Genomic DNA, 21,337 nt, shown 5'->3' on the forward strand with positions numbered 1-21,337 from the left:
GGCTTAGAAGGGGTCCTGCTCCACGCTCTTGACGACCTTGGGCACGAAGGTCTCCGTGCGGCTCAGCTCGTCGAAGCTCAGGTTGGAGCGTGGAAGGATGTAGAAGGCCTGGGGCTTCTGGATGCGCCCCTCGACGGTGATGGCGTCCAGGCGGATGACCTTGCGCGGCTTCTTGCCCGTCCCCGGGCTCTCCGTGGACGGGGTGCCGGACGTGCTCGCGCCAGCGCTGCCCGCGGACGCGGAGTCCTGCGCGAGCACGGGCGCGGCGGCGAGCAGCATGGTGAGGGCGAGGGCGGTGCGCATGGCGGGCCTACTGGGCGTCGTTGGCGAGCTTACCCGAGCCGGCGGGCGCGGGGGCAGGGGTGGGGTTGGTGGGGGACGGTGCGCTCCCAGGCTGGGACACCGCACCCGGGGACGGGGTTCCCTCGGAGGCCCGGGCGGTGGCGGCGCCCTTCTTCTTCCGGACGCTTTTCGCCTTCTTGCTGGTGGCCGGGGCCTTCTGGCCCTCGGAGGGGGCGGGGGGCTGCGCCTGGGCCGGCGGGGGAGGGCTGGCCTGCTTCTGCGCGGCGGCCTGGGCCTCCGCGGCCTGCTTCTGCGCGGCGGCCTGGGCCTCCGCGGCCTGCTTCTGTGCGGCGGCCTTGTCGGCCTCGGCCTTCTGCTGCTCCTCGGCCTTGCGCAGCTGGTCCTTGCGCTCGCGCTCGAGGCGGCGCTCCTCGCGCTCGATGCCCTTGCGCGCGTCCTTCACGTACTGGTCGATGCGCTCGTCCCGGCCGCCCTTACCCTGGTACTGCTCGAAGTAGCTGATGACCGTCTTGAAGCGCTCGAGCGTGTCCACCCCGGGCGGCTCCACGTCCAGGTAGAGGATGGCGAGGTTGAAGTACGGGTCCGCCGAGGCGGGCACCAGCTTCAGCACCTGCTCGTACTCGGCGCGGGCGCGGGCGAAGTCGCCCTGGCCCCGGTACGCGTTGCCCAGGTTGAGGCGCGCGGAGGCGAAGTCGGGCGCGGCCCGCACCGCGGCCTCCAGCTCCGTGACGGCGGCGGGGTAGTCCTGCGCCTCGTTGAGCAGCGCGCCGAAGTTGTTGCGCGCCTCCGCGAAGTCGGGCCTGAGCCGCGCGGCCTCCTTGAACTCCTCCAGCGCCTGCGGGCGCGCCTTGAGGGCCAGGTACACCAGGCCCAGCGCGTTGTGCGTGGCGGCGTCCTCCGCGTCGATGGCGCGCGCGTTCTCCAGCACCATGCGCGCCAGCTCGTGCTTGCCCTCGCGGTGGTAGACCTGCGCCAGCACCTGCATGGCGCGCACGTGGCGCTCGTCGCCCTTGAGCGCGAGCTTGGCCTCGGATGCGGCGGACTCGTGCTTCTTCTGCTGGAGCAGCGTGACGGCCAGCGCGGTGCGCAGCGGCACCGAGTCCTTGCGCGTCGCGAGCAGGCTGCGCAGCTCCGCCTCCAGCTTCACCGAGCGGCCCGTGCGGCCGTACAGGCGCGCGAGGCAGTCCCACGCGGCCTCCTGCTCGGGGGCCACCGCCAGCGCCTGGCGGTAGGAGCGCTCGGCGTCGTCAGGCTTGCCCAGGCGCTCCTGGACGATGCCCAGGTTCGTCCACGCGTAGTCGAGCTTCGGCTGCTCCTGCGTCAGCGTCCGCAGCGCCGCTTCGGCCGCGGTCAGCTCGCCCCGGCGGGCGATGTCCACCGCGCGCGCGAAGTCCCGCGCCGGGCCCCGGGGCTCCTCGGGGCGCGCGAGGGCTGCGTCCGCGGGCTTCCCGGCCTGGGCCTGCGCGTCCGTGCCGGCGGTCCCCGCGTCGGCGGCGGTGCCGTCCGTCACGGGCGCCGTATCCGGGCGCGTCTGGGGGCTGGAGGCGCAGGCCGACAGCAGCAGGCCGGACGCGACGGCGGCGAGGAGCGCGCGGGCGCCGGGGAAACGCGAGGTGGGGCTCACTGTGCACCTCCGCCACTGACCTTCGGTGCTTCCCTCGGCGCCGAGGGCTGCGGGCCATTCACACTGCCGACCAGTCCATCCGGGTAGGCGCCGTCCGCGGCGAGGGCCTGCTTGGGCTCCTTCAGCACCGGGTACTCCTTGGGACGGAAGCGGTTGAGGGCCTCCAGCGTGCGCCGCGTCCACTCGTTGGAGATGCGATTCTTGCGCGCCTCCGCGAGCGTGGCCGCGTAGCTCTCCACCGCCGCCTCCTCCAGGGCCGTCGTCTGCTGCGCGAGCTGGTCCTGGTACACCACCACCGCCTCCTCACCCAGGCGCTTCACCTCCGCGGGGACGGGCGTCTCGATGATGGTGTTGGCGAAGCGCTCCAGCGCGTGGCCGCGCCGGTACAGCGCCGCCAGCGTCCACTCCAGCCGCTTGTACGGGTAGACGCGCGCGTAGGCCTCGTTCACCGACTTCACCGCGTTGCGCTTCGCCGTGAAGCTGCGCTCCAGCGCCTTGCCCTTGCCGCCAATCTTCAGCCGGTCGAACTTCTTCAGCTCGGCTTCCGCCGCCTGGAAGCGGCCATAGGCGGCCGCGTCCGCCGCGAGCGGGTGCGTGTCCGGCTGGAGCTTGCGCCGGTCGAACTCGCCGGCCGCCTGCGTCCACGCGCGCTGGGCCTCGCGCTCGTTGCCCAGCTTCTGGTGGGAGTCACCCATGCGCCGGTAGGCGTCCACCACCAACTCCACCTGTCCGGGCTTGCGGGAGAACTTGGCGACGAACTCCTGGAGCGCGCGAATCTGCCCGCGCTCGTCGCCCTGCTTCTCGTAGATGAGGGCGGCGCGGTACTGGTTCTTCGGCGCGTCCTCCGCGTTGGGGAACAGGTCCGCGTAGCGCAGGAAGGTGGCGGCGGCCTCGGGGTAGCGCTGCTGGCCCTCCAGCAGGCGGCCCGTGTTGAAGAGCGCCGCCTCGCGGTCCTTCGACTTCGGGTAGTCCTTCACCAGCTTCTGGTAGCTGGCCACCGCCTTCTCGAAGTCGTACGAGTTCTCCGCGTTCACCGCCACGCGGAACAGCGCCGCGTCCGCCAGGGGCGACTTGGGGTACTCGCGGTAGATGCGCTCGTAGAGCTTCAGCGCGGAGTCGAAGCGGCGCGTGTTCTCATACGCCACCGCGGCGTTGTTGAGCGCCTTGTCCGCGAACTCGTGGCGCGGCTCCTCGTCCACCAGCTGGATGTACTTCTTCGCGGCCTCGTCGTTCTTGCCCTCGGCCATGAGCTGGTCGGCCAGCTTGAAGCGGCCGGCGAGCTTGAACTTGACCAGGTCCTTGTGGAGGTCGCTGGACGGGTCGATGACCTGCGAGTTGGCGGCCAGCCGCGCGCTGACCTCCTCCACGCTCTTCCAGTCCTTGTCGATGAGGAACGTCTCGACGATGAGGTTGGTGGAGAACTTCGCCACCTCGTGCTTCGGGTACGTCTGGATGATGGACTCGAAGCGGCGGCGCGCCTCGGGCAGGTCGTTGTGCGCGTAGTACAGCTCCGCGGCCTTGTACGCGATGCCCGGCGCCTTCTCGCCCTTGGGGAGCATGGCCAGGTACCTGTCCGACGACTCGATGAGCTTCTGCTCGGTGGCGGTGAAGGCGATGGGCTTCACCACCTCGCCCTCGGGGCGCTCGGTGGAGCGCAGCGGCTTCAGGTCCGGCGCCTGTCCGGACTGCACGTCGACGACGAGCTGCTGCTGCCACGCGAGCACCGCGTTGAGGGCGGCGTCGTCGCGGTGCTTCTCCGCCACGTTGGTGTCGCGCACCAGCTCGTAGCCCTTCGCGGCGGCGGCGAACTGGAAGGAGTTGTAGAGGCACTCCGCGTGGTAGAAGCGCATCTCGCCCGCGCTCTTGCTGCGGGGGAAGCGCTCCAGGTAGGCGCCGTATGCGCGCGCGGCCACCTGGAAGCCCGCGTTGGCCTGCTCGAACTTGCCCTCCTGCTTGAACACCAGCGCCTGCTGGTGGTGGTAGGTGGCGGTGCCGTAGAGGCTGCGCTCGACGAGCGCGTTCGCCTCGGAGAGCACCTCCGGGTCGCGCTTGTTCTTCTCGTACCAGGCGGTGCCCGGCTGGTAGAGGTTGGCCAGCGCCTCGGACTCGGTGAAGGACTGGGCCATCAGCCGGTCGCCCGTGTACGCCTGGACGATGCGCTGCTGCAGCCGGGGCGCGTCCGGGGCGAGCGGGTCCTTGGCCAGCACGAGCCGGTACGCCTCGATGGCGGCGGGGTACTTCGTCTGGTCGAAGTAGACGTTGCCCAGGCGCCGGTACACCTCCGCCTCGTACGGACGGGCGCCGCGCTGCGCGAAGAGGGCCTGCGCGCGGGGGATGCCGCCCCACGTCTCGTCCGCGAGGGAGATGGCCACGTACTGGAGGGCCTCCTCGCGCAGGTCTCCGCCGGCCTTCTCGTCACCGCGGGCCACGCGCTGGGCCTCGTAGAAGTCCGCGAGCGTGAGGAAGGAGCCCACCGCCTCGTCGAAGCGGTCCATGCGGTAGTACGTCCAGCCCAGCTTGTAGACGGCCTTGTCGTAGAGCGGGTGGGCGGTGTCGCGGCTGGCGGACTCGAAGGCGAAGGCGGCCTTGTCCAGCGCCTGCGGGTCCTCGTAGTCCTCGAACCAGTGCTCGCCGATGCGCACCCACGCCTCGGTGGAGAAGCGGCTCTTCGGGTAGCGGGCGATGAGCTGCTCGTAGGTGGCGAGGCTCTCGTCGAACTGCTTCTGCTCCTCCAGGCAGTAGCCCAAGAGGTACGTGGCGCCGTCGTTGAGGCGGTAGTCCGGGAAGTCCTTCAGCAGCCGGCGGTAGAGCGCGATGGAGTCCGAGAAGTCCACCGTCGGCTCGGTGGGCACTTCCGCGTCGGGGTTGCTCTCCGCCACCTCGAGCCTGTCGCGGTACTCCTTGCTCGCCACCTGGTGCGCGTCCGCGGAGCGCTCGTAGTACAGCTCCGCGAGGCGGAACATCACGTCCGGCGTGTAGCGCGGCTCGTTGGGGTAGCGGCGGAGGAACTCCTCGAAGCGGGCGATGGCGGACAGGCGCTCCTTGCGCTCCTGGGCCTCCAGGTCGCGGATGGCCTTCTCGTACGAGCCCGACAGCGAGCCGCGCTTCTGCTCGTACTTGCGCTCCACCAGCTGCTGCACCTCGCGGTGGAACTCGCGCGACTCCTCCTCGTACGTCTTCAGCGCGCGGCTCACGTCCTGGAGCAGGGCCTCCTGCTCGGGCGTGCGGCCCAGTCCCTTCAGGTACTCCGGGCGCGCCGGAGCCGGCGCGGCGGGAGCGGCGGGCGCTTCCGTGGCCGCGGCGGCCGAAGCCGCCGTCGTCGGTGCCGCTGCAGCCCCGGCCTTCCCGGCCTCCTGGGCGCCGGAGGGCAGGGAGGTGAGGGCGAGCAGGGCTGCGAGGAGGCCGTGGCGCATCACTGGCCGTCCTCCACCAGGACGTCCCGGAACTCGGCGTCCAGCTCGCGCAGGGCCTTGTCCTTCTGCGCGGACAGCTTCTGGATTTCCGTCGTCTTGTCCTGCTTCTCGGTGAAGGCCACGTCCACCACGCCGACGTCCGCCTTCAGCACCAGGTCGTAGAACTGCTGGCGCACGCGGCGGAAGCTCTCGTAGGCGATGCGGCCCACGAGGTTGCGCGCGTCGCCCGTCACCGAGGCCACCTCCGCCTCGTAGCGGCTGAGCAGCTCCTGCTCGGCCACGACCTTCTCGCGGATGACGCGGCCGCGCGCCTCCAGCCGGGCGCGCAGCACGCTCCGCGCCGCCGTCACGCGGGCGCGCATCGCGTCCGCGCGGCTCCGCACCTCGTGGGCCTTGAGCAGCGTGCTCGCGGCGTCCGGGGGCAGCCGGGACTCGGCGGTGGTCAGCAGCGCGTGCTCGCGGTGCAGCGCCTCGGCGTAGCCGGCGCGGATGGTCTGCTCTCCGGCCAGCTGCGTGGCCGCGGCGTTGCGCTCATCCATGAGGCGCGCGCGCGTGGCGGCCAGCTCCGCCTGCAGGTCCGCCAGCGTCTGCGTCTCCGCCTGGAGCTGCACGAGGAACTCGCGCTCCTCGTTGGGGTCCGACTTGCGCTCCAGGCGCGTGTCGTCCACCCACTTGCGGATGGAGGTGGCGACGGCCTCCATGCTGCGCAGCTCGTAGCCCAGGCGGAAGGCGTCGCGGTCCACCGCGTCCACGCGGGCCTGCATGCGCTGGCGCCGCTCCTCCAGCTCCTGAATCGTGGTGGGCAGCTTGCCGAAGCGCACGCCCAGGGCCTCGCGCTCGCGCCGCAGGCCCGCCAGCTGCTCGCGCTCCGCGGGGGTGAGCACGTCCTCCAGCGCGGCGCCCTCCACGCGCACCAGCGCGGCCTCGGCGTGGGTGAGGGCGGAGTCCACCGCGTCCGCGCGCGTGTAGCCCTCCTGCAGCTCCGGGAAGGTCTCCAGCCCGCGCGTGTCCAGCGCCTGGAGGATGCGCTTCGCGAGGTCCTGCGCCTCGCCCGCGCCCTTGCGGCCGCTGTCGATGTCACCCACCATCCGGATGGCCTCGGCCACCTCGCGCTCCGTGGTGGCGTAGCGCAGCGCGAGCGGGGGCAGCAGCGTGCTGATGTCCGGCGAGGCGTCCGTGCGCGCCAGCAGCCGGTCGAAGTACACCACCGGGTCGCGGTCCACGCGCAGCAGGTTGTCCATCGTGTCCCGCACCGGGCGGAAGGTGTCGATGACGTGCGAGTACGTCTCGATGGACTGCTCGTACTGGCGCAGCTTCTGCAGCAGGTTGCCGTGGAGCAGGCGCGCCTCGGGCGCCAGCTGCGAGTCGGGCGCCACCAGCAGCAGGATGTCGATGGCGTTCTTCGCCAGCTGGTGGTTGCCCATCTTCACGTGGACCCAGGCCACCTCGTAGAGCGAGTCCGGGAAGGACCCGCTTTCACGCGGCACCCGGCTGTACGTGTCCAGCGCCTCGTCGAAGCGGCCCGTCTCGTACAACAGCCGCCCCAGTGACATCAGCGCCAGCTCCCGCACGCGCTGCGCGTCGGGCTCGGACGACGTTCCGGTGGCGGGGCGCTTCACGCCGGGGGCCTGCGCGGCAGGGGAGAGCGCCAGCTGCTGGAACTGCTGGATGGCGCCGGGCAGATCTCCGGCCTGCACGGAGAGCACGCCCAGGTGGTACGCGGCCTGGAGGCGGAAGGCGCCGTCCGGAGACTGCGCCAGCGGGGTGAAGGCGGCGCGCGTGCGGGCGAGGCGCTCCTCGGGTGGCAGGTCCGCGCGGCGGAAGAGCCACTTCGCATAGACGTACGCCATCTCCGCGGGCAGCTGCCCGCCGGACAGGGCCCGCGCCTTCTCCACGTAGCCGTCCACGCCCTCGTAGTGGTTGAGCCGCCCGGCCACCACCAGGAAGCGCGACAGGGCGTCGCGGTAGCGGGTGGAGGAGATGGGCAGCGAGAGCAGCTCGCGCAGGTAGAGCCGCGAGCCGATGTAGTTGTTCTGCTGGAGGAGCGAGTCCGCCAGGTAGAAGAGCGCGTCCGTGTAGCGCGGGTGGCTCTTGAAGCGCGGCTCGCTCACCAGGTCGTAGAAGAGGACGGACGCCGCCGGCCAGTCCCCCAGCAGGTACTGAATCTCTCCGTCGGAGAAGCGGCGCTCGCGCGAGTCGTCGTCGCTGGGCTCGGCGCGCTGCGTGTACTGCAGCTCCACGAAGCGCAGGTTCTCCTCGGCGCCCCGCAGGCCCTGCTCCACGGCGCCGAGCTGCTGCGTCAGGTCTCGCGCGGACGGGCGCGACGCCGGACGCGGCTCGGCCGCGGGAGCGGGCGCGGTGCCCAGCAGGGCGGCCGCCAGGGCGAGGGCGCGGAGCGACGCGTTCACCAGTGGGTCCCTACTTCGTCTCGGAGGAGGTGGTGGCCGGGGGCGGCGCGCCGTCCGCGGGCGTCACCTTGCGGCCGGGGTCCTTCGACACGTCGATGTCGTAGCGCACCGCGGGCCGGTCCTTCAGGTCCGTCGTCATGCCCCCCTGCTCGAAGCCCACCACGCGCACGGTGGACAGCTTCCCGGGCTCCGCGTTGAAGGTGTAGCTGGACTGCACCTTGAACTTGTAGCCCTCCAGGTAGCTGAACACGCCGTAGCCGTTGCCGCGGTACACCAGCCGCACGGCAATCTGGTGCTGCCCGGGGACGATGCGGCCGTTGAAGATTTCGAACTCCAGGCGCTTGCCCAGGTCCCCCTCGGTGTCCACCTGCGTGTAGATGGGCGCGCCGTCGAGCGCGTACGCCACCGACTCCAGGAGGAAGGAGCCGCCCATCTCGTTCTTGTGGACGATGACCGCGCGCGAGCCGGTGGAGACGTCACCGCCCAGCACCGACTCCTGCAACAGGAGGAGCCGCGCCTTGGAGCGGTAGATCTTCTCCTTAAGGTCGACGACCTCCTCTTCCAGCGTCTTCACGCGGGTTTCGAAGGCCTCGTCCGCCGTCTGGGCCGGCGCCGCGGAGGACTGCGCGGCGGCGGGCGGAGCGGCGGACGGTTCCTGCGCGAGCGCCGGCATCCAGGCGGTGGCGCTCAGGAGCGCGAGGAGGTGGAAGGTGGCGGCAGCGACACGCACGGTGCGACCTCAACAAGCTGGACGGCCCGACCCGACGGCCGAGGTCATAGCACCCTTCCCGGCGGGCCGTCTTCTCACGACCGGTGCGAGCGGCCGTCGCCCGCCCGGTGGCCTGCTTGCTTCAGCCGCCCTTCTTGAGCTCCGTGAGGACCAGCTTCGCCACCGCCTTGAGGGTGTCGAACACGCCGACGCCGGTGGGGGCCACCGCCTGGTACTCGGGGATGTTGCGCGGGTTGAGGGCCTTGCGCATCTCCTCCACCGTCACCGCGTTGGGCAGGTCCCGCTTGTTGTACTGGACCACGTACGGAATCTTGTTCAGGTCGTAGCCCTGCTCGGCGAGGTTCACCCGGAGGTTCTCGATGGACTCCATGTTGGCCTCCATGCGCTCGATCTGACTGTCGGCGACGAAGACCACACCGTCCACGCCCTTGAGGATGAGCTTGCGGCTGGCGTCGTAGAAGACCTGACCGGGCACCGTGTACAGGTGGAAGCGCGTCTTGAAGCCGCGAATCTCACCGAGCGACAGCGGGAGGAAGTCGAAGAAGAGCGTGCGGTCCGTCTCCGTGGAGAGGGAGATGAGCTTGCCCTTCGTCTCCGCGGCGGTCTTGTTGTAGATGTACTGGAGGTTGGTCGTCTTCCCGCAGAGCCCGGGCCCGTAATAGACAATCTTGCAGTTGATTTCGCGGGATGAGTAGTTGATGAAGGACATGGCTTCCCGGCTTACTCGCTGAAGAGGTTGTCGATATCGTCGTCGGAGATCTCGGCGAAGGGCGACCCGGCTCCCGGACTGTCGGTCTTCTTCACCAGGCTCTCGAAGATCTTCGTGAGCTCGTCGCTGGCCTTCTTGATGCGCAAGCGGACGAGGCCGAGGCTGGTGCGGTTGTCGAAGATGACGACCAGCACGACCCGGCTGCCGACGATGGTCATGTAGAGCGAGTCCTTGGCCCCCTCGTGGAACTGGTTGGGGAACTCGTTCTCACCGATCAGCTTGGCCAGGCCGCCCATCGCCGCCACGTTGCCGGCCGTCAGCGAGGCCAGCGAGGTGGTGTCGATGTTCTGCGTCTGTCCGGCCGAGGAGATGAGTTGCCCGTTCTTGTCGACGAGGAACACCACCTTCGCGTTCGCGTCCTTGGTAAGCCGGTCGCAAACGGCGTTGATCTTGGTGAACTCCTCTTCGTACATCACCAGTTGCGTGCCCATGGGCGTATGCGCTCCTCAGCGTTCGCTCGCCCCGCTCACGCGACGCTCCGATTGTTTCTGGAGTGAATCCCGGAGGTTAGACGAGCCGCTACCGACCGTGAGGATGCTTAGCAAAGCGAACCCACTCCAGCAAGAAGCCATCCACGTCTCCGAGCGCGTTCTGCGGCCGTCCCCATGCCGTACGGACGGGCTGTAGGAAGGCGGCGGGGGTGCACGGAAGGGCTCCTGGGGACTCTTCCCGGGTCACGGGGTTGGGGGCCTTCGCGGCTTTCTCTATACTCGGCCGGGCTTTGCATCCCCCCACCCCCCTCCTCCTCGCGGCGCGGCTGGCGCTGGTGCTCCTCGTGCTGGTTCCCCCGGCCTCCGCCCGGGCGGAGCAGGTGGCCGAGCATGCCTCGCTGCGCCTGCGCTACGGCGTGGCGCTGCGCGATGGGCAGCAGGCGGATGTAGGGCCGGGGCTCACCTATGAGGGGTTGACGCCGAACGACCTGGCGGTGGTGGGGATGGGGTGGGTGGGGCCGTGGTTGGGGGCGTGGGCGGGGGTGCAGCGCGAGGCGTTCGACTTGAAGGAGGGGGCGCTGCGGATCACCGGCGGCAGCCTGGTGCGCGCGTCGGTGGGGCCCCGGGCGCGGCTGCTGCTGGGGCCGGTGCGGGCGGAGGTGGGGGCGGGCTACGGCTTCGCGCAGCTGCCGCTCTTCGGCAGCTCGGCGGAGCCGGTGCTGGCGCGGGGCGTGCGGCACGCGGCGGTGGTGAACGGGCGCGTGCTGGTGCCGCTCTTCCTGGGGCTGAAGCTGGAGGCGCGCGGCGAATTGCCGGTGACGCTGGCGGCGCGCGACGCGTCGGGCGCCGAGGCGGAGGCCACGGGCTTCTCGGCGGGAGGCGCGCTGCTGATTCCCCTGAAGCAGGTGTCGCGGTGGGGCGGCACGCTGGTGCTGGACTTCCAGCACGTGCGGGACACGGTGACGCTGGCAGACGGGACGCGCTCGGAGCAGCGGCTGCGCCGGGTGGGTGCGGCGCTGGAGCTGACGTGGAATGACTTCGCGCCCGCGGCGCCGGTGTCGGCGCCGGCGCGGGTGCCGGCGGGGACGCTGTCGCTCCACGTGGTGGACGCGGAGACGGGCGCGGCGCTGCCGGGGGCGCGGGTGAGGGTGGGCGACGTGGAGCGCGTGGCGGACGCGCAGGGCCGCGTGGAGACGGAGTTGCCTCCGGGGGACGTGGCGGCGCGGGTGAGCGCGGAGGGCTATTCGCCCGAGGAGGCGCGGGCCACGGTGGAGGACGGCGGGCGGGCGGCGCTGGAGGTGCGGGCGCGCAGGCTGCCTCCGCCCACGGGGGCGCTGCGGGTGACGGTGGTGAATGCGCAGAATGGCGTGCCGCTGCCGGGCGTGCGGGTGGCGGTGGGCGCGACGGAGGTGCGCACGGACATGATGGGCCAGGCGCGGGTGAAGGACCTGGCGCCCGGGCCGGTGGCGGTGACGGTGAAGTCTCCGGGCTTCCGTCCCGCGGAGGAGGCGGCCGTGGTGGTCGCCGGGCAGGAGTCGGCGCTGTCCGTGCCGCTGGCGTCGGAGCGCAAGAGCGGGCCGGCCACCCTCACCGGGCAGGTGCGCAGCACGCGGGGCGGCAGGCCGCTGGCGGCGACGCTGCGCATCCCCCAGGCGAAGGTGCGCACGCGCGCGGATGCGAAGGGCGCCTTCAATGTCCGGGTGAAGGGCGGGACGTACCGCATCACCATCTCCGCCCCCGGGCACCTGTCGCAGACGAAGTCCATCAAGCTGAGAGAGGGCGAGCAGGCCATCTTCAACGTCGACCTGTTCCCGAGGCAGAAACGGTGAGTCCCGCGCGCTCCTTCGTCCTGGCTGTCCTGCTCGCCGCGAGTCGCGACGCGGGGACGGCCGCTTCATCCCTGCTCCAGAGGCCTGAACGGTGAGCACCGCGCGTCCCCTTTGCCTGGCCCTCCTGCTCCTCGTCACCGGCTGTGACGAGGACGCGGCCACTCCGCCCGCGACGCCCGTGGCCCCGGCCCCCGCGCCGGACGCGGGCCCGGGGGCGGAGCTCGGACGCCTGGAGGGACTGTCCGGCGACGTGCGGCTGGAGCGCGGAGGGAAGACCATTCCGGCGGTGGCGGGGCCCCTCCACGGCGGCGACGCGGTGGAGACGGGCGCGGGGGGCGCGGCGACGGTGCGCTTTCCGGACGGGCGCTCGGTGGAGGTGGGGCCGGACGCGCGCTTCGCCATGGGCGAGGACTCGGGCGGCATCGTCATGCAGGTGGAGCGCGGCATCATCCTGTCGCGCGTGCCCGCGGGGGCGCGTCCCACCGGCGCGGGGACGAAGAAGGTGACGCTGAGCATCCTCACGCCCTTCGGCCTCACCCGCGTGGGCTCGGATGCGCCTAGCGAGGTGAGCGTGGCGGTGGAGAAGGACGCCGGCCGCGTGGAGGTGCGGCTGGGCGCCATCGAGTTCGTGGGCAAGGACGGGCAACAGCTCCGCGCCGCGCAGGGCGAGGCGGTGGCGGTGGCCGGTGGCAGGGCGGAGCTGGTGCGCACGCCACGCGTGGTGGAGCTGGCGCCCATCCCCGTGACGGTGCGCCTGGGCGCGGGCCGCGCGGAGGTGCGTCCCCAGGGGACGGTGCGCTGGCGCCCGGTGAAGAAGCAGGGCGAGACGCTGTCGCCCGGAGACGGCGTGCGCACGCGCCCGGGCGGCACGGCGGTGCTGGCGCTGGAGGGCTCGTCCTCCGTGCTGTCGCTGGGCTCTTCGACGGAGCTGGTGCTGGAGTCGGCGGGGCAGGGCGGCACCACGGACGAGGCGCGGGTGGACCTGCGGCAGGGCGGGCTGGGGCTGCAGCTCGCGCAGGGCCGCACCAGCCGCGTGGTGTTGCCGGGGCTGGGCCTGGAGGGCAACGGCGCGGCGGGGCTGGAGGTGCGGCGCACGGCCACGGGCTATCGCGTGGATGCCTTCACCGGACAGGTGACGCTGGTGCGCGGCGAGTCGAGGCAGCCGCTGCGGGCCGGAGAGCGGGCCACGCTGGAGGGCGCGTCCGGCGCCGCTCGCGTCGAGCCGCTCGCGCCCGCGCCGCTGGCGCTGGGCATGGGCGAGGGCGCGGAGGTGTACCACCAGGGCCTGTCCGAGGTGGCCTTCACCTGGGAGGGCGAGGGCGCGGCGCGGGTGGAGGTGGCCACGGACGCGGGCTTCACGCGGCCGGTGCTGACGGGCACGGTGTTCCGGCCCTTCGTCAACGTGTCCGCCCCCGCGCGCGGCACCCTGTACTGGCGGGCGCGCCGCGAGGACGGGACGGAGGTGGCGAAGGGCAGCGCGAGCTTCGCTCCGGAGCGTCCGTCGAGGGATTTGGACCGCGTGCGCAACGTGGTGCCGGAGGGGCCGGAGAAGACGACCATCTTCTACCAGGACAAGCCTCCGGCGGTGACCTTCACCTACGGGGAGGAGGCCACGGCGGCGAAGTACCGCGTGGCGGTGTACCGCGTGGGCGCGCTGGGCACGCCGGTGGCCGAGCGCACCGTGCCGGACACGCGCGCCGCGCTGGACGCTGGGGCGCTGGGCGAAGGCAGCTACCTGTGGTCCGTCACGCCGCTGTCGGCGTCGGGAGCGCAGCTCAAGGGCGGGCGGATGAACAAGCTGGAGCTGGTCTACGACAACTCGGTGCCGGAGCTGGTGGTGGCCTCGCCGCGCAACGGCACACGGGCCGCGGAGAAGGTGCGGGCCACGGGGGTGGCGCCGGTGGACGCCCGGCTGTCCATCAATGGACGTCCGGTACCCCTGGATGGCAAACACCGCTTCAGTACCTGGGCGGAGCCGGTGGGCACCCCCCCGATGCTGGTGTTTAAGATGAACCGTCCCGGTGCCCCGGAAGTCCATACGGTGCGCACCCTGAAACCGCGAGGGCCGTGAGGATGACCCCCACCCAGACGACCCGGCCCGTTCCCGAGGAAGCCGCTCCGCCCCTGCTGCGTCCCTATGGCCAGTACGTGCTGGTGCGGAAGCTGGCCGAGGGCGGCATGGCGGAAATCTTCCTCGCCAAGCTGCTGGGCGCGGACAACTTCGAGCGCAACGTCGTCATCAAGCGCATGTTGCCGCACCTGTCGAACATCCCCGACTTCGTGGAGATGTTCCGCGACGAGGCGCGGCTGGCGGCGAAGCTGTCCCACCCCAACATCGTGCAGATACAGGAGCTCGGCTTCACCGAGGGCTGCTACTACATCAGCATGGAGTACCTCGCGGGCGAGGACTTCTCCACGACGCTGCGGCTGGCGGGACGGCGGCGGCAGTACGTGCCCTTCCCGGTGGTGCTGCGGGTGCTCATCGACGCGGCGCACGGGCTGCATTTCGCCCACGAGTTCTGCAACGAGTCCGGGCAGCCGCTGAACATCGTCCACCGCGACATCTCTCCCTCCAACCTGTACCTGACGTACCAGGGGCAGGTGAAGGTGCTGGACTTCGGCATCGCCAAGGCCGAGTCGAGGCTCGTCAACACGCGCACCGGCGTGGTGAAGGGCAAGTACATGTACATGGCGCCGGAGCAGGCGCAGGGGAAGGAAGTGGACCGGCGCGCGGATGTCTTCGCGCTGGGCGTGAGCCTCTACGAAGCGCTCACCCACGTGCGGCCCTTCTCGCGCGAGAACGACCTGGCGGTGCTCAACGCGCTCCTGCAGGGCGATTTCAAGCGCCCGCGCGAGCTGCGCCCCGACCTGCCCGAGGAGCTGGAGGCCATCATCCTCAAGGCCATGGCCTTCAAGGCCGAGGACCGCTACCCCACGGCGGAGGCCTTCGCCGAGGACCTGGAGGCCTTCCTCGGGGAGAACCTGAGCGCGTCCGGCACGTCGCAGCTGGGCGCCTTCCTGCGCGGCCACTTCGGCGAGGAGCGCTTCACGGAGCGCACCCGCATCCCGACGCTGGCCACCCTCACCGCCACGCACGGCACGGAGGGCTCGCCCGTGCAGGTGCCGGCGGGGGAGAAGCCCGCGACGGACGTGTACGGCCGGCGTTCCCCGGGGGCCGACGCGCCCACGGCGATGACTCCGGGAAGGTTGTCCCAGCCCGCCGTCGCTGCGGGTGTGGGCGCGGTGCAGGCCGGGCCGCAGGTGCCGGCACAGGCTGCTTCCGTGGGCCCGGCGCCAGGGCGTCGGCGCTGGCTCACGGCCAGCCTCGGCGCCGCGGGGGCCCTGCTGCTGGCCGGTGCGGCCGTCGTCGGTTACGCCGGTGTCCAGCGGGTCCAGGCGTCTCCGTCCATCGTGCAGCCCGCCGAGGCGGCGAAGGTACAGGCAGCTCCGGCCCCGCTCGGGAGCGCCGGCGCCCCGGCGGGGATGCCCTCGGCGACGGGCGACTCCGTGGGCGCGGCCCTCGCGGCGGGTGGCTCTCCGGAGGCGGCCGCGGGCACTCCTGAGGGAAGCTCGGTGGGCGACACGGCGGCGACCGCGCAGGACGCCGAGCACGCGGACGTCGCCGGGGTTGCGAGCGCGGCGGCGGGCTCCGAGACGGAAGAGGCTGCCCCGGCCCCGGGGAGGAAGCCGGAGGCTCGCACCGCCACCGCGAAGAAGCTGGTGACGCTGGGCCTCGAGGACATCCAGCGCGTGGTGTCTCGCGGGCGGGCTCGCATCACCACCTGCTTCGAGCGCTTCAAGACGGACCTGCCGTCGTCGCAGGGCGAGGTGCAGGTGCAGCTCACCATCGCCTCGTCGGGCAAGGTGAATGCGGGGACGCGGGGGCCGTTGGCCTCCACGGGCGTGGGACGCTGCCTGGAGGCGCAGGCCGAGCGGCTGCGCTTCCCGGCCCACCGGGACCAGGAAGTCACGGTGGTGATGCCCTTCTCGTGGCGGGTGACGGAGTAGCGGCGCCGGAAAGCCCGGCGCCGCCAGGTGCTTCGCGGCTACAGGTCTCGGCGGGCCGACAGCGCCTTCGCCAGCGTGGCCTGGTCCGCGAACTCCAAATCACCACCCATGGGCAGGCCCTGGGCGATGCGGGTGACGCGCAGGCCCATGGGCTTGAGCAGGCGCGTCAGGTAGAGCGCGGTGGCCTCGCCCTCGACGTCCGGGTTGGTGGCGACGATGAGCTCCTCCACCCGGCTGTCGTTGAGTCGCTCCAGCAGCTCCTTGATGCGCAGCTGCTCCGGGCCCACGCCCTCCAGCGGCGACAGCACGCCGTGCAGGACGTGGTAGCGGCCCTTGAACTCGCGAGTGCGCTCGAGCGCCATCAGGTCCGCGTAGGTCTCCACCACGCAGAGCACGCGCTCGTCACGGCGGGAGTCCCGGCAGAAGCCACACGTCTCCGAGTCGGTGAGGGAGAAGCAGCGCACGCACAGGTGCACCTTCTCCTTCACCTCGCGGATGGCCAGGGACAGGTCCGAGGCGTACTCGCCGGGCGCCCGCAGGATGTGGAACGCGAGGCGCTGGGCGGTCTTCTCGCCAATGCCCGGCAGCTTCGCGAGCTGGGCGACAAGGCGATTCAGCGGATCGGGAGTCATCCGGTATCAGGTAACGCCGGGGATCTTGATGCCGCCGGAGATTTTCGCGAGCTCGCGCTGCATGTGCTGACGGCTGCTCGCCAGGGCAGCATTCACGGCGGCGGTGATGAGGTCCTCGAGCATCGACGGGTCATTCGGGTCGATGGCGGACTTGTCGATCTTGATGCTGCGAATCTCCTGGATGCCGTTTGCGACCACCGTGACGCGGCCCTCACCGGACTTGGCCTCGACGGTTTCGTCCGCCAGCTGCTGCTTGCGCTCTTCAATCTTCTCCGTCAGCTTGTTCGCCTGCCGGATGAAGTAGTTCAGGTCGACGCCAGGCATGTGCTTCCTCGGTACTCGTGGGAGCGGGTGCCTTCATTGGCCCCGCCCGGGCGTGGAGTGAGGGCGCACCCTACCGTTGCGCGCGGTGGTTGTCAGGCGCTGTCGTCCGGAGTGTCGGCCGCAGGGACGGCCGAGGGGCGCTCGGGCTCGTAGACCTGGATGTGCTCGATTTCGCCTCCCAGGAACTTGAGCACCGCGCGGACGGCGGGGTGGCCGCGCACCTTGCCCTCCGTGCTCTTCTCGTGGTTGGCGCGGCTCTGGGCGTCCTGCTCGGCGATGCTCGGCGTGGCCCGGCTGTCGTCCGCGGTGATGTCCTGGAAGGACAGCCTCACCGGGCGGCCGAAGTGCTCGGCCAGGAGCTTGTCGATGGTGGCCTTGCCGGCGGCGGCGGACACCGTCATCCGGTGGAGGCCCGCCGTGGGCAGGAAGCCGAGGACGATTTCCCCCGCCCGCATGGACAGGAGGCGGCCGTTGGCCAGCGCCGTTCCGTGACGGAGCGAGGTGCCCTTCACGCTCTCCACCGCGGCCCGCCATCGCTCGATGAGGGGCAGGTTCGGGTTGTCCCGGCCTCGGGCGACAGGCAGCGGCGCGGCGGACTCCGGCTCCGGCTCGGGGTCGGGTTCCGGGGTGAAGCTGGCGGGAGCGCGTGGCACCGGTGCGGCGGCGGGAGGGGGCGCGAAGGTGGGGCGCGCGGAGACCGGGGCCGTTGTGCTGGGGGCGCGCGGGGCTGACGTCGGCTCGAAGGTGGCGGCTGCGTGCGCGCTTGGAGAGGCGGAGCCCGCGGAGGCGGGCGATGCCGGGGACACTCCGGACGCGGGGGCCCGCGTGGCCAGGGATGCGGCGGAGGCGGGCGAAGGCGTGCTCGGCGCGGCGACGGTGGAGACAGGTGCGGAGCCGGGCGAATGCGCGCCTGGCGCGACGACGGTAGAGACAGGTGCGGGGCCGGGCGAATGCGCGCCTGGCGCCGCGACGGCGGAGGGAGGTGAAACGCCGGGCGAATACCCGCTCGGTGCCGCGGCGGCTGGCGCAGACGCGGAGCCATTCTCCCGTGCTGCCATTCCAGCGTCGGCGGGTGCGGACGCGGGCTCGGCGAGGGGCTCGGACGGGACGTCGTCCGGGATGCACTCGCCGGAGGCACAGCCCTCGGGTGAGGCCTCCTCGGGGTAGTAGCGCGCGTCGTCGTCCTCCGCGTAGGGCGGCGGCTCGGAAGGACCGGGCTGCGGCTCCGGCTTGCGGACGTTGGTGACGCGGACCGAGGGGGCCGGCTCGGTAGTGCGCGACAGTGGGGTGGCTCCCGCCGGAGGCTGCTGCGGCGCAGCGGGAGGCGGGGGCTGGGCGCCACCATTCTTCCGGAGGAAGGAGAGCGGGCGCGCGGCCGTCGGCGGCAGCCCGTCCATCAGTGGGCCGGAGGGCACCACGTCCTCGGCGGAGTACGCGGGGACGGCGGCGGCCGACGAAGCCGTCAGCGCGGTGGCGCCAGCGCCTCCGCCGTTGCGCAGGAATGACAGGGGACGGGCCGCGGAGGGCGGCAGGTCGTCCATGAGGGGCCCGGTGGGCGCCACGGGCGGCATGACCGGAATCGCGGGCCCCGGGTGCATCGGCTCGGTGTGGCGCGCGGCCTCGGCATGCCGTGCGACTTCCAACGAGCGCACCGGCTCGGCGCCTCGTGAAGGCTCGGCGTGGCGCGCGACTTCCATCGAGCGCACTGGCTCGGCGCCTCGTGAAGGCTCGGCGTGGCGCGGCCCTCCGGACGTGTGCACGGAATCACCGTTGCGTGGAGGCTCGGCGTGGCGCGGCCCTCCGGACGCGTGCACGGAATCACCGTTGCGTGGAGGCTCGGCGTACCGTGCCGACTCGGCCGAGCGCACCGGCTCGGAGGAATGGCGCGGCTCGCCCATGGACACCGCCTCCGCGTCACGCACGGGCTCGACGGCGCGCGGGGCGGAGGCCGCGGGTCGGGCCTCCCACGGACGTGGGGCAGGGGAGGGCGGAGGCGGAACGTCGTGCCGGACTTCAGGCGCGAAAGTTCGCGGGACTGGAGCGACCTCCCGGCGCTCCAGCGGTGTTCTTCGAAGCGCCTTCCCCCTGGGGAAGCCCGGCCGCGAGCCGGTCCACCTTCGCGAGCAGCTCCGGAATCGAGCCGCCCGGCGAGAGCTGGATGGCCTTGAGCAGGGCCATCTCCAGCGCGAGCCTCGGCTGCGCCGCGCGCGACACGTCCCAGACGCAGCCGTGCACCACGTCGAACAGGCGCGTGAGCTGCGCCGTTTCCGCCTCCTTCGCCAGCGCGAGGAGCGCCTTCTGCTCGGACTCGGCCAGCTCGTCGGGGGCCTGGTTCAGCGTCTTGGTGACGAAGAGGTGGCGCAGCTGCAGCGCCAGCTCCTCCGCCAGCCGCTTCAGGTCCAGGCCGCGGTTGAAGACCTCCTCCACTCGCTCGAGGATGCGCTTCGCGTCCTTGCGCACCAGCGCCTCGGCGAAGTCCTGCACCATCGTCCGGTCGATGGCGCCCAGCGCCTCGGCCACGTCTTCATCCGTGGGGTTGGCGCCGCACGAGGCGAGAATCTGGTCCAGGAGGCTGAGCGCGTCGCGCATGCCGCCCTCGGACTGGCGCACCACCAGCGACAGCGAGCGGTCGGAGATGCCCGCCCCCTCCGCCTTGCAGATTTCCTGGAGCCGCTGGAGCATCCGCGCCGCCGAAATCCGGCGGAAGTTGTGGCGCTGGCACCGCGAGAGGATGGTGTCCGGGAGCTTGTGCGCCTCGGTGGTCGCGAAGATGAACTTCACGTGCCCGGGCGGCTCCTCCAGCGTCTTGAGCAGCGCGTTGAACGCCGCCCCCGACAGCATGTGGACCTCGTCGATGATGTAGATCTTGTGCCTGTCACGCTGCGGCAGGTACTTGGCGTTCTCGCGAATCTCGCGGACGTTCTCCACGCCGTTGTTGGAGGCACCGTCGATTTCCGCCACGTCCACGCTGGTGCCGGCGGCAATCTCCGTGCACGCGCGGCACTCGCCACACGGGTTCGCCGTGGGGCCCTTCTCACAGTTGAGGGCCTTGGCGAGCAGGCGGGCGGCCGTCGTCTTGCCCACCCCACGAGGGCCGCAGAACAGGTACGCGTGGGCGACCCGGTCCATCTTGATGGCGTTCGCGACGGTCCGGACGACGTGCTCCTGTCCGGTCATGTCATCGAATTTCTGCGGCCGCCATTTACGCGCGAGGACGAGGTAGCTCATGTGCCCGGTCATCTAAACACGACGGCGTGAATGATCCATCTCATTGCCTCCCCACGAGGTGGGACTGCACTCAGCGTCCGAGCGCCTGTAGCACCACTCCGGCGGCGTTGTGCCCGGCGGCCCCGATGACGCTGCCCGCGGGGTGGCACCCGGCGCTGCAGAAGTAGAGCCCCTGCACCGGCGTCTCGTAGGGCAGCCGGTCGGTGAAGCCCCGCTTGTTGTCCACATGATGGATGTGGCCGCCCGTAATCCCGAAGTGCTTCTCGATTTTGGGCGGCGTGAGCACGAAGGTCTCCTGCACCAAATCACTGGTGCCGGGGGCGAAGCGGTCGCAGATGGACAGCAGCTGCTTCACGTAGCGCGACTCCTCCTGCTCCCACGTCGTGCCCTTGAGCGCGTAGGGCACCCACTCCACGAAGAGGGCGGAGTTGTGGTGTCCCTCGGCGTCGCGCAGCGACGGGTCCACCGTGGTGTGGATGTACCACTCGATGGAGGGGAACTCCGACAGCCGGCCCTCCTGCGTGTCCTTGTAGGCGCGCGCCAGCGCCCCGAGCACGTCGTCCTCCTGGGGCAGCAGGTGGATGGTGGGGCCGAACTGGCCGCGGTCCTCGGGGAGGCAGGTGAAGCGGGGCAAATCCTTGAGGCACAGGTTCACCTTCATCGTGGTGCCCTGCGCCGCCATGGCGTCCACCCTGGCCCGGTAGTCCGCGGGCAGCGCCGCCTGCTCCACCAGCTTCAGCGTGCGGAAGGGGTCGCCGTTGGACACGACGACGGAGGCCTTCACCTCTTCGCCGTTGGCCAGCACCACGCCCTTCACCACGCCCCGGTCCACGCGCACGGAGGTGACTTTCGCGCCGGTGCGAATCTGCGCGCCGTGCTTGCGCGCGACGTTGGCGATGGCCTGGGTGACGGTGCCCATGCCGCCGCCGACAATCATCCACGTGCCGCCGCTGCCGGGCAGCCGGCACATGTTGTGGACGAGCAGGTTCATGCCCGTGCCGGGCGTGTCATAGCCGCCCTCGATGCCGGAGAAGGCGTCCGTCACCGCGTACATGGCCTTCACGAGGTCGGACTTGAAGCCGAAGCGCTCCAGGTACTCGCGCGCCGTGCCCCGGCACAGCCGTACGAAGTGCTGGCGCAGGGCGGGGCGCACGAAGCGCTCGGCGGTCTCTTCAATGGACACCGGGGGCTGGAGCCACGTCGGGGCGATGTCGTCGCGCAGCGCGGCCAGCTCGGCGTTCAGGGCCTGGTGGGCCTCCCAGTCCGCCTGGGAGAAGAACTCGAGGAACTGGCGCTGCAGCTCGCGCTCGTCCGAGCCGAACAGGAGGTAGCGCTTGCCGGTGGTGGGCAGGAAGTAGTGTGGGTCCCTGCGCTTGAGGGGCAGGTCCAGCTCCAGCTCGCGCAGCAACTCCGGCGGCATGAGGCCCAGCAGGTACGCGCCGGTGGACACGCCCAGCTTCGGCGCGGTGCGGAAGGGGTACTCCGTGCGGCACGCGCCGCCAACCACGTCCTTCTCCTCCAGGACGGTGACGGAGAGCCCCCTGCGCGCCAGCAGCGCCGCTGTCACGAGCCCGTTGTGGCCCGCGCCCACCACGATGACGTCCGGCATGTCTTCTCCTCCTGGATTGGCTGGCCCGC

General features: G+C 71.5%; 15 protein-coding genes. 3 read left to right on the top strand and 12 right to left on the bottom strand.

Going from position 1 to position 21,337, the window contains the following annotated elements; all coding sequences use genetic code 11:
- Window positions 1–3 precede the first annotated feature (3 nt).
- The 7 genes from ACX9TP_RS10700 to mglB form a co-directional block, all read right to left on the bottom strand.
- Complete coding sequence (locus ACX9TP_RS10700) at window positions 4–303, bottom strand: hypothetical protein (RefSeq protein ID WP_482979620.1); 300 nt, start codon at window positions 301–303, stop codon at window positions 4–6.
- Window positions 304–310: 7 nt separating this feature from the next.
- Window positions 311–1,927, bottom strand: a complete 1,617-nt coding sequence (locus ACX9TP_RS10705; protein ID WP_482979621.1) for a tetratricopeptide repeat protein — start codon at window positions 1,925–1,927, stop codon at window positions 311–313.
- Window positions 1,924–5,340 carry a tetratricopeptide repeat protein gene (locus ACX9TP_RS10710; RefSeq protein WP_482979622.1) on the bottom strand — a complete coding sequence of 1,139 codons (3,417 nt, stop codon included), beginning with the start codon at window positions 5,338–5,340 and terminating at the stop codon, window positions 1,924–1,926. The genes ACX9TP_RS10705 and ACX9TP_RS10710 overlap by 4 nt, the downstream gene beginning before the upstream one ends.
- Window positions 5,340–7,748, bottom strand: coding sequence for a tetratricopeptide repeat protein (locus ACX9TP_RS10715; protein ID WP_482979623.1), 2,409 nt, complete (start codon window positions 7,746–7,748; stop codon window positions 5,340–5,342). Before ACX9TP_RS10715 ends, ACX9TP_RS10710 begins: the two co-directional genes overlap by 1 nt.
- A 10-nt stretch (window positions 7,749–7,758) precedes the next feature.
- Window positions 7,759–8,421: a dihydrolipoamide acetyltransferase gene (locus tag ACX9TP_RS10720; RefSeq protein WP_482982147.1), complete on the bottom strand. Its 663-nt coding sequence runs from the start codon at window positions 8,419–8,421 to the stop codon at window positions 7,759–7,761.
- Between the two features lie 178 nt (window positions 8,422–8,599).
- Window positions 8,600–9,187: a gliding-motility regulator Ras-like GTPase MglA gene (gene mglA, locus ACX9TP_RS10725; RefSeq protein ID WP_015347803.1), complete on the bottom strand. Its 588-nt coding sequence runs from the start codon at window positions 9,185–9,187 to the stop codon at window positions 8,600–8,602.
- Between the two features lie 11 nt (window positions 9,188–9,198).
- Window positions 9,199–9,678, bottom strand: coding sequence for a gliding-motility regulator GTPase-activating protein MglB (mglB, locus tag ACX9TP_RS10730; RefSeq protein WP_002637270.1), 480 nt, complete (start codon window positions 9,676–9,678; stop codon window positions 9,199–9,201).
- 290 nt (window positions 9,679–9,968) lie between these two features.
- Here mglB and ACX9TP_RS10735 point away from each other — a divergent pair, with 290 nt between their 5' ends.
- From ACX9TP_RS10735 to ACX9TP_RS10745, 3 genes are all read left to right on the top strand, one after another.
- The gene (locus ACX9TP_RS10735) at window positions 9,969–11,507 is read left to right on the top strand and encodes an MSCRAMM family protein (protein WP_482979624.1); all 1,539 of its coding nucleotides are present in this window, start codon (window positions 9,969–9,971) and stop codon (window positions 11,505–11,507) included.
- Between the two features lie 91 nt (window positions 11,508–11,598).
- Window positions 11,599–13,578 (top strand): FecR family protein, encoded by a 1,980-nt coding sequence (locus ACX9TP_RS10740; RefSeq protein WP_482979625.1) that lies wholly within the window; start codon window positions 11,599–11,601, stop codon window positions 13,576–13,578.
- A 2-nt stretch (window positions 13,579–13,580) separates the two neighbouring features.
- Window positions 13,581–15,515 (top strand): protein kinase domain-containing protein, encoded by a 1,935-nt coding sequence (locus tag ACX9TP_RS10745; protein WP_482979626.1) that lies wholly within the window; start codon window positions 13,581–13,583, stop codon window positions 15,513–15,515.
- Window positions 15,516–15,553: 38 nt separating this feature from the next.
- Here the strand turns inward: ACX9TP_RS10745 and recR are convergent, their stop codons facing one another.
- The 5 genes from recR to ACX9TP_RS10770 all read right to left on the bottom strand — a co-directional run bounded on the left by recR (window position 15,554) and on the right by ACX9TP_RS10770 (window position 21,308).
- Complete coding sequence (gene recR, locus ACX9TP_RS10750) at window positions 15,554–16,147, bottom strand: recombination mediator RecR (protein WP_482979627.1); 594 nt, start codon at window positions 16,145–16,147, stop codon at window positions 15,554–15,556.
- 6 nt (window positions 16,148–16,153) lie between these two features.
- Complete coding sequence (locus tag ACX9TP_RS10755) at window positions 16,154–16,471, bottom strand: YbaB/EbfC family nucleoid-associated protein (protein WP_482979628.1); 318 nt, start codon at window positions 16,469–16,471, stop codon at window positions 16,154–16,156.
- A gap of 92 nt (window positions 16,472–16,563) precedes the next feature.
- Window positions 16,564–18,168 carry a DNA polymerase III subunit gamma/tau gene (locus tag ACX9TP_RS10760; RefSeq protein ID WP_482979629.1) on the bottom strand — a complete coding sequence of 535 codons (1,605 nt, stop codon included), beginning with the start codon at window positions 18,166–18,168 and terminating at the stop codon, window positions 16,564–16,566.
- A gap of 316 nt (window positions 18,169–18,484) precedes the next feature.
- A complete protein-coding gene (gene dnaX, locus ACX9TP_RS10765; RefSeq protein WP_482979630.1) occupies window positions 18,485–19,648 on the bottom strand; it encodes a DNA polymerase III subunit gamma/tau in 1,164 nt (387 codons plus the stop codon).
- Between the two features lie 121 nt (window positions 19,649–19,769).
- Complete coding sequence (locus tag ACX9TP_RS10770; RefSeq protein WP_482979631.1) at window positions 19,770–21,308, bottom strand: phytoene desaturase family protein; 1,539 nt, start codon at window positions 21,306–21,308, stop codon at window positions 19,770–19,772.
- Between the last annotated feature and the right edge of the window lie 29 nt (window positions 21,309–21,337).

The sequence above is a fragment of the Pyxidicoccus sp. M15 genome, from assembly GCF_056858435.1.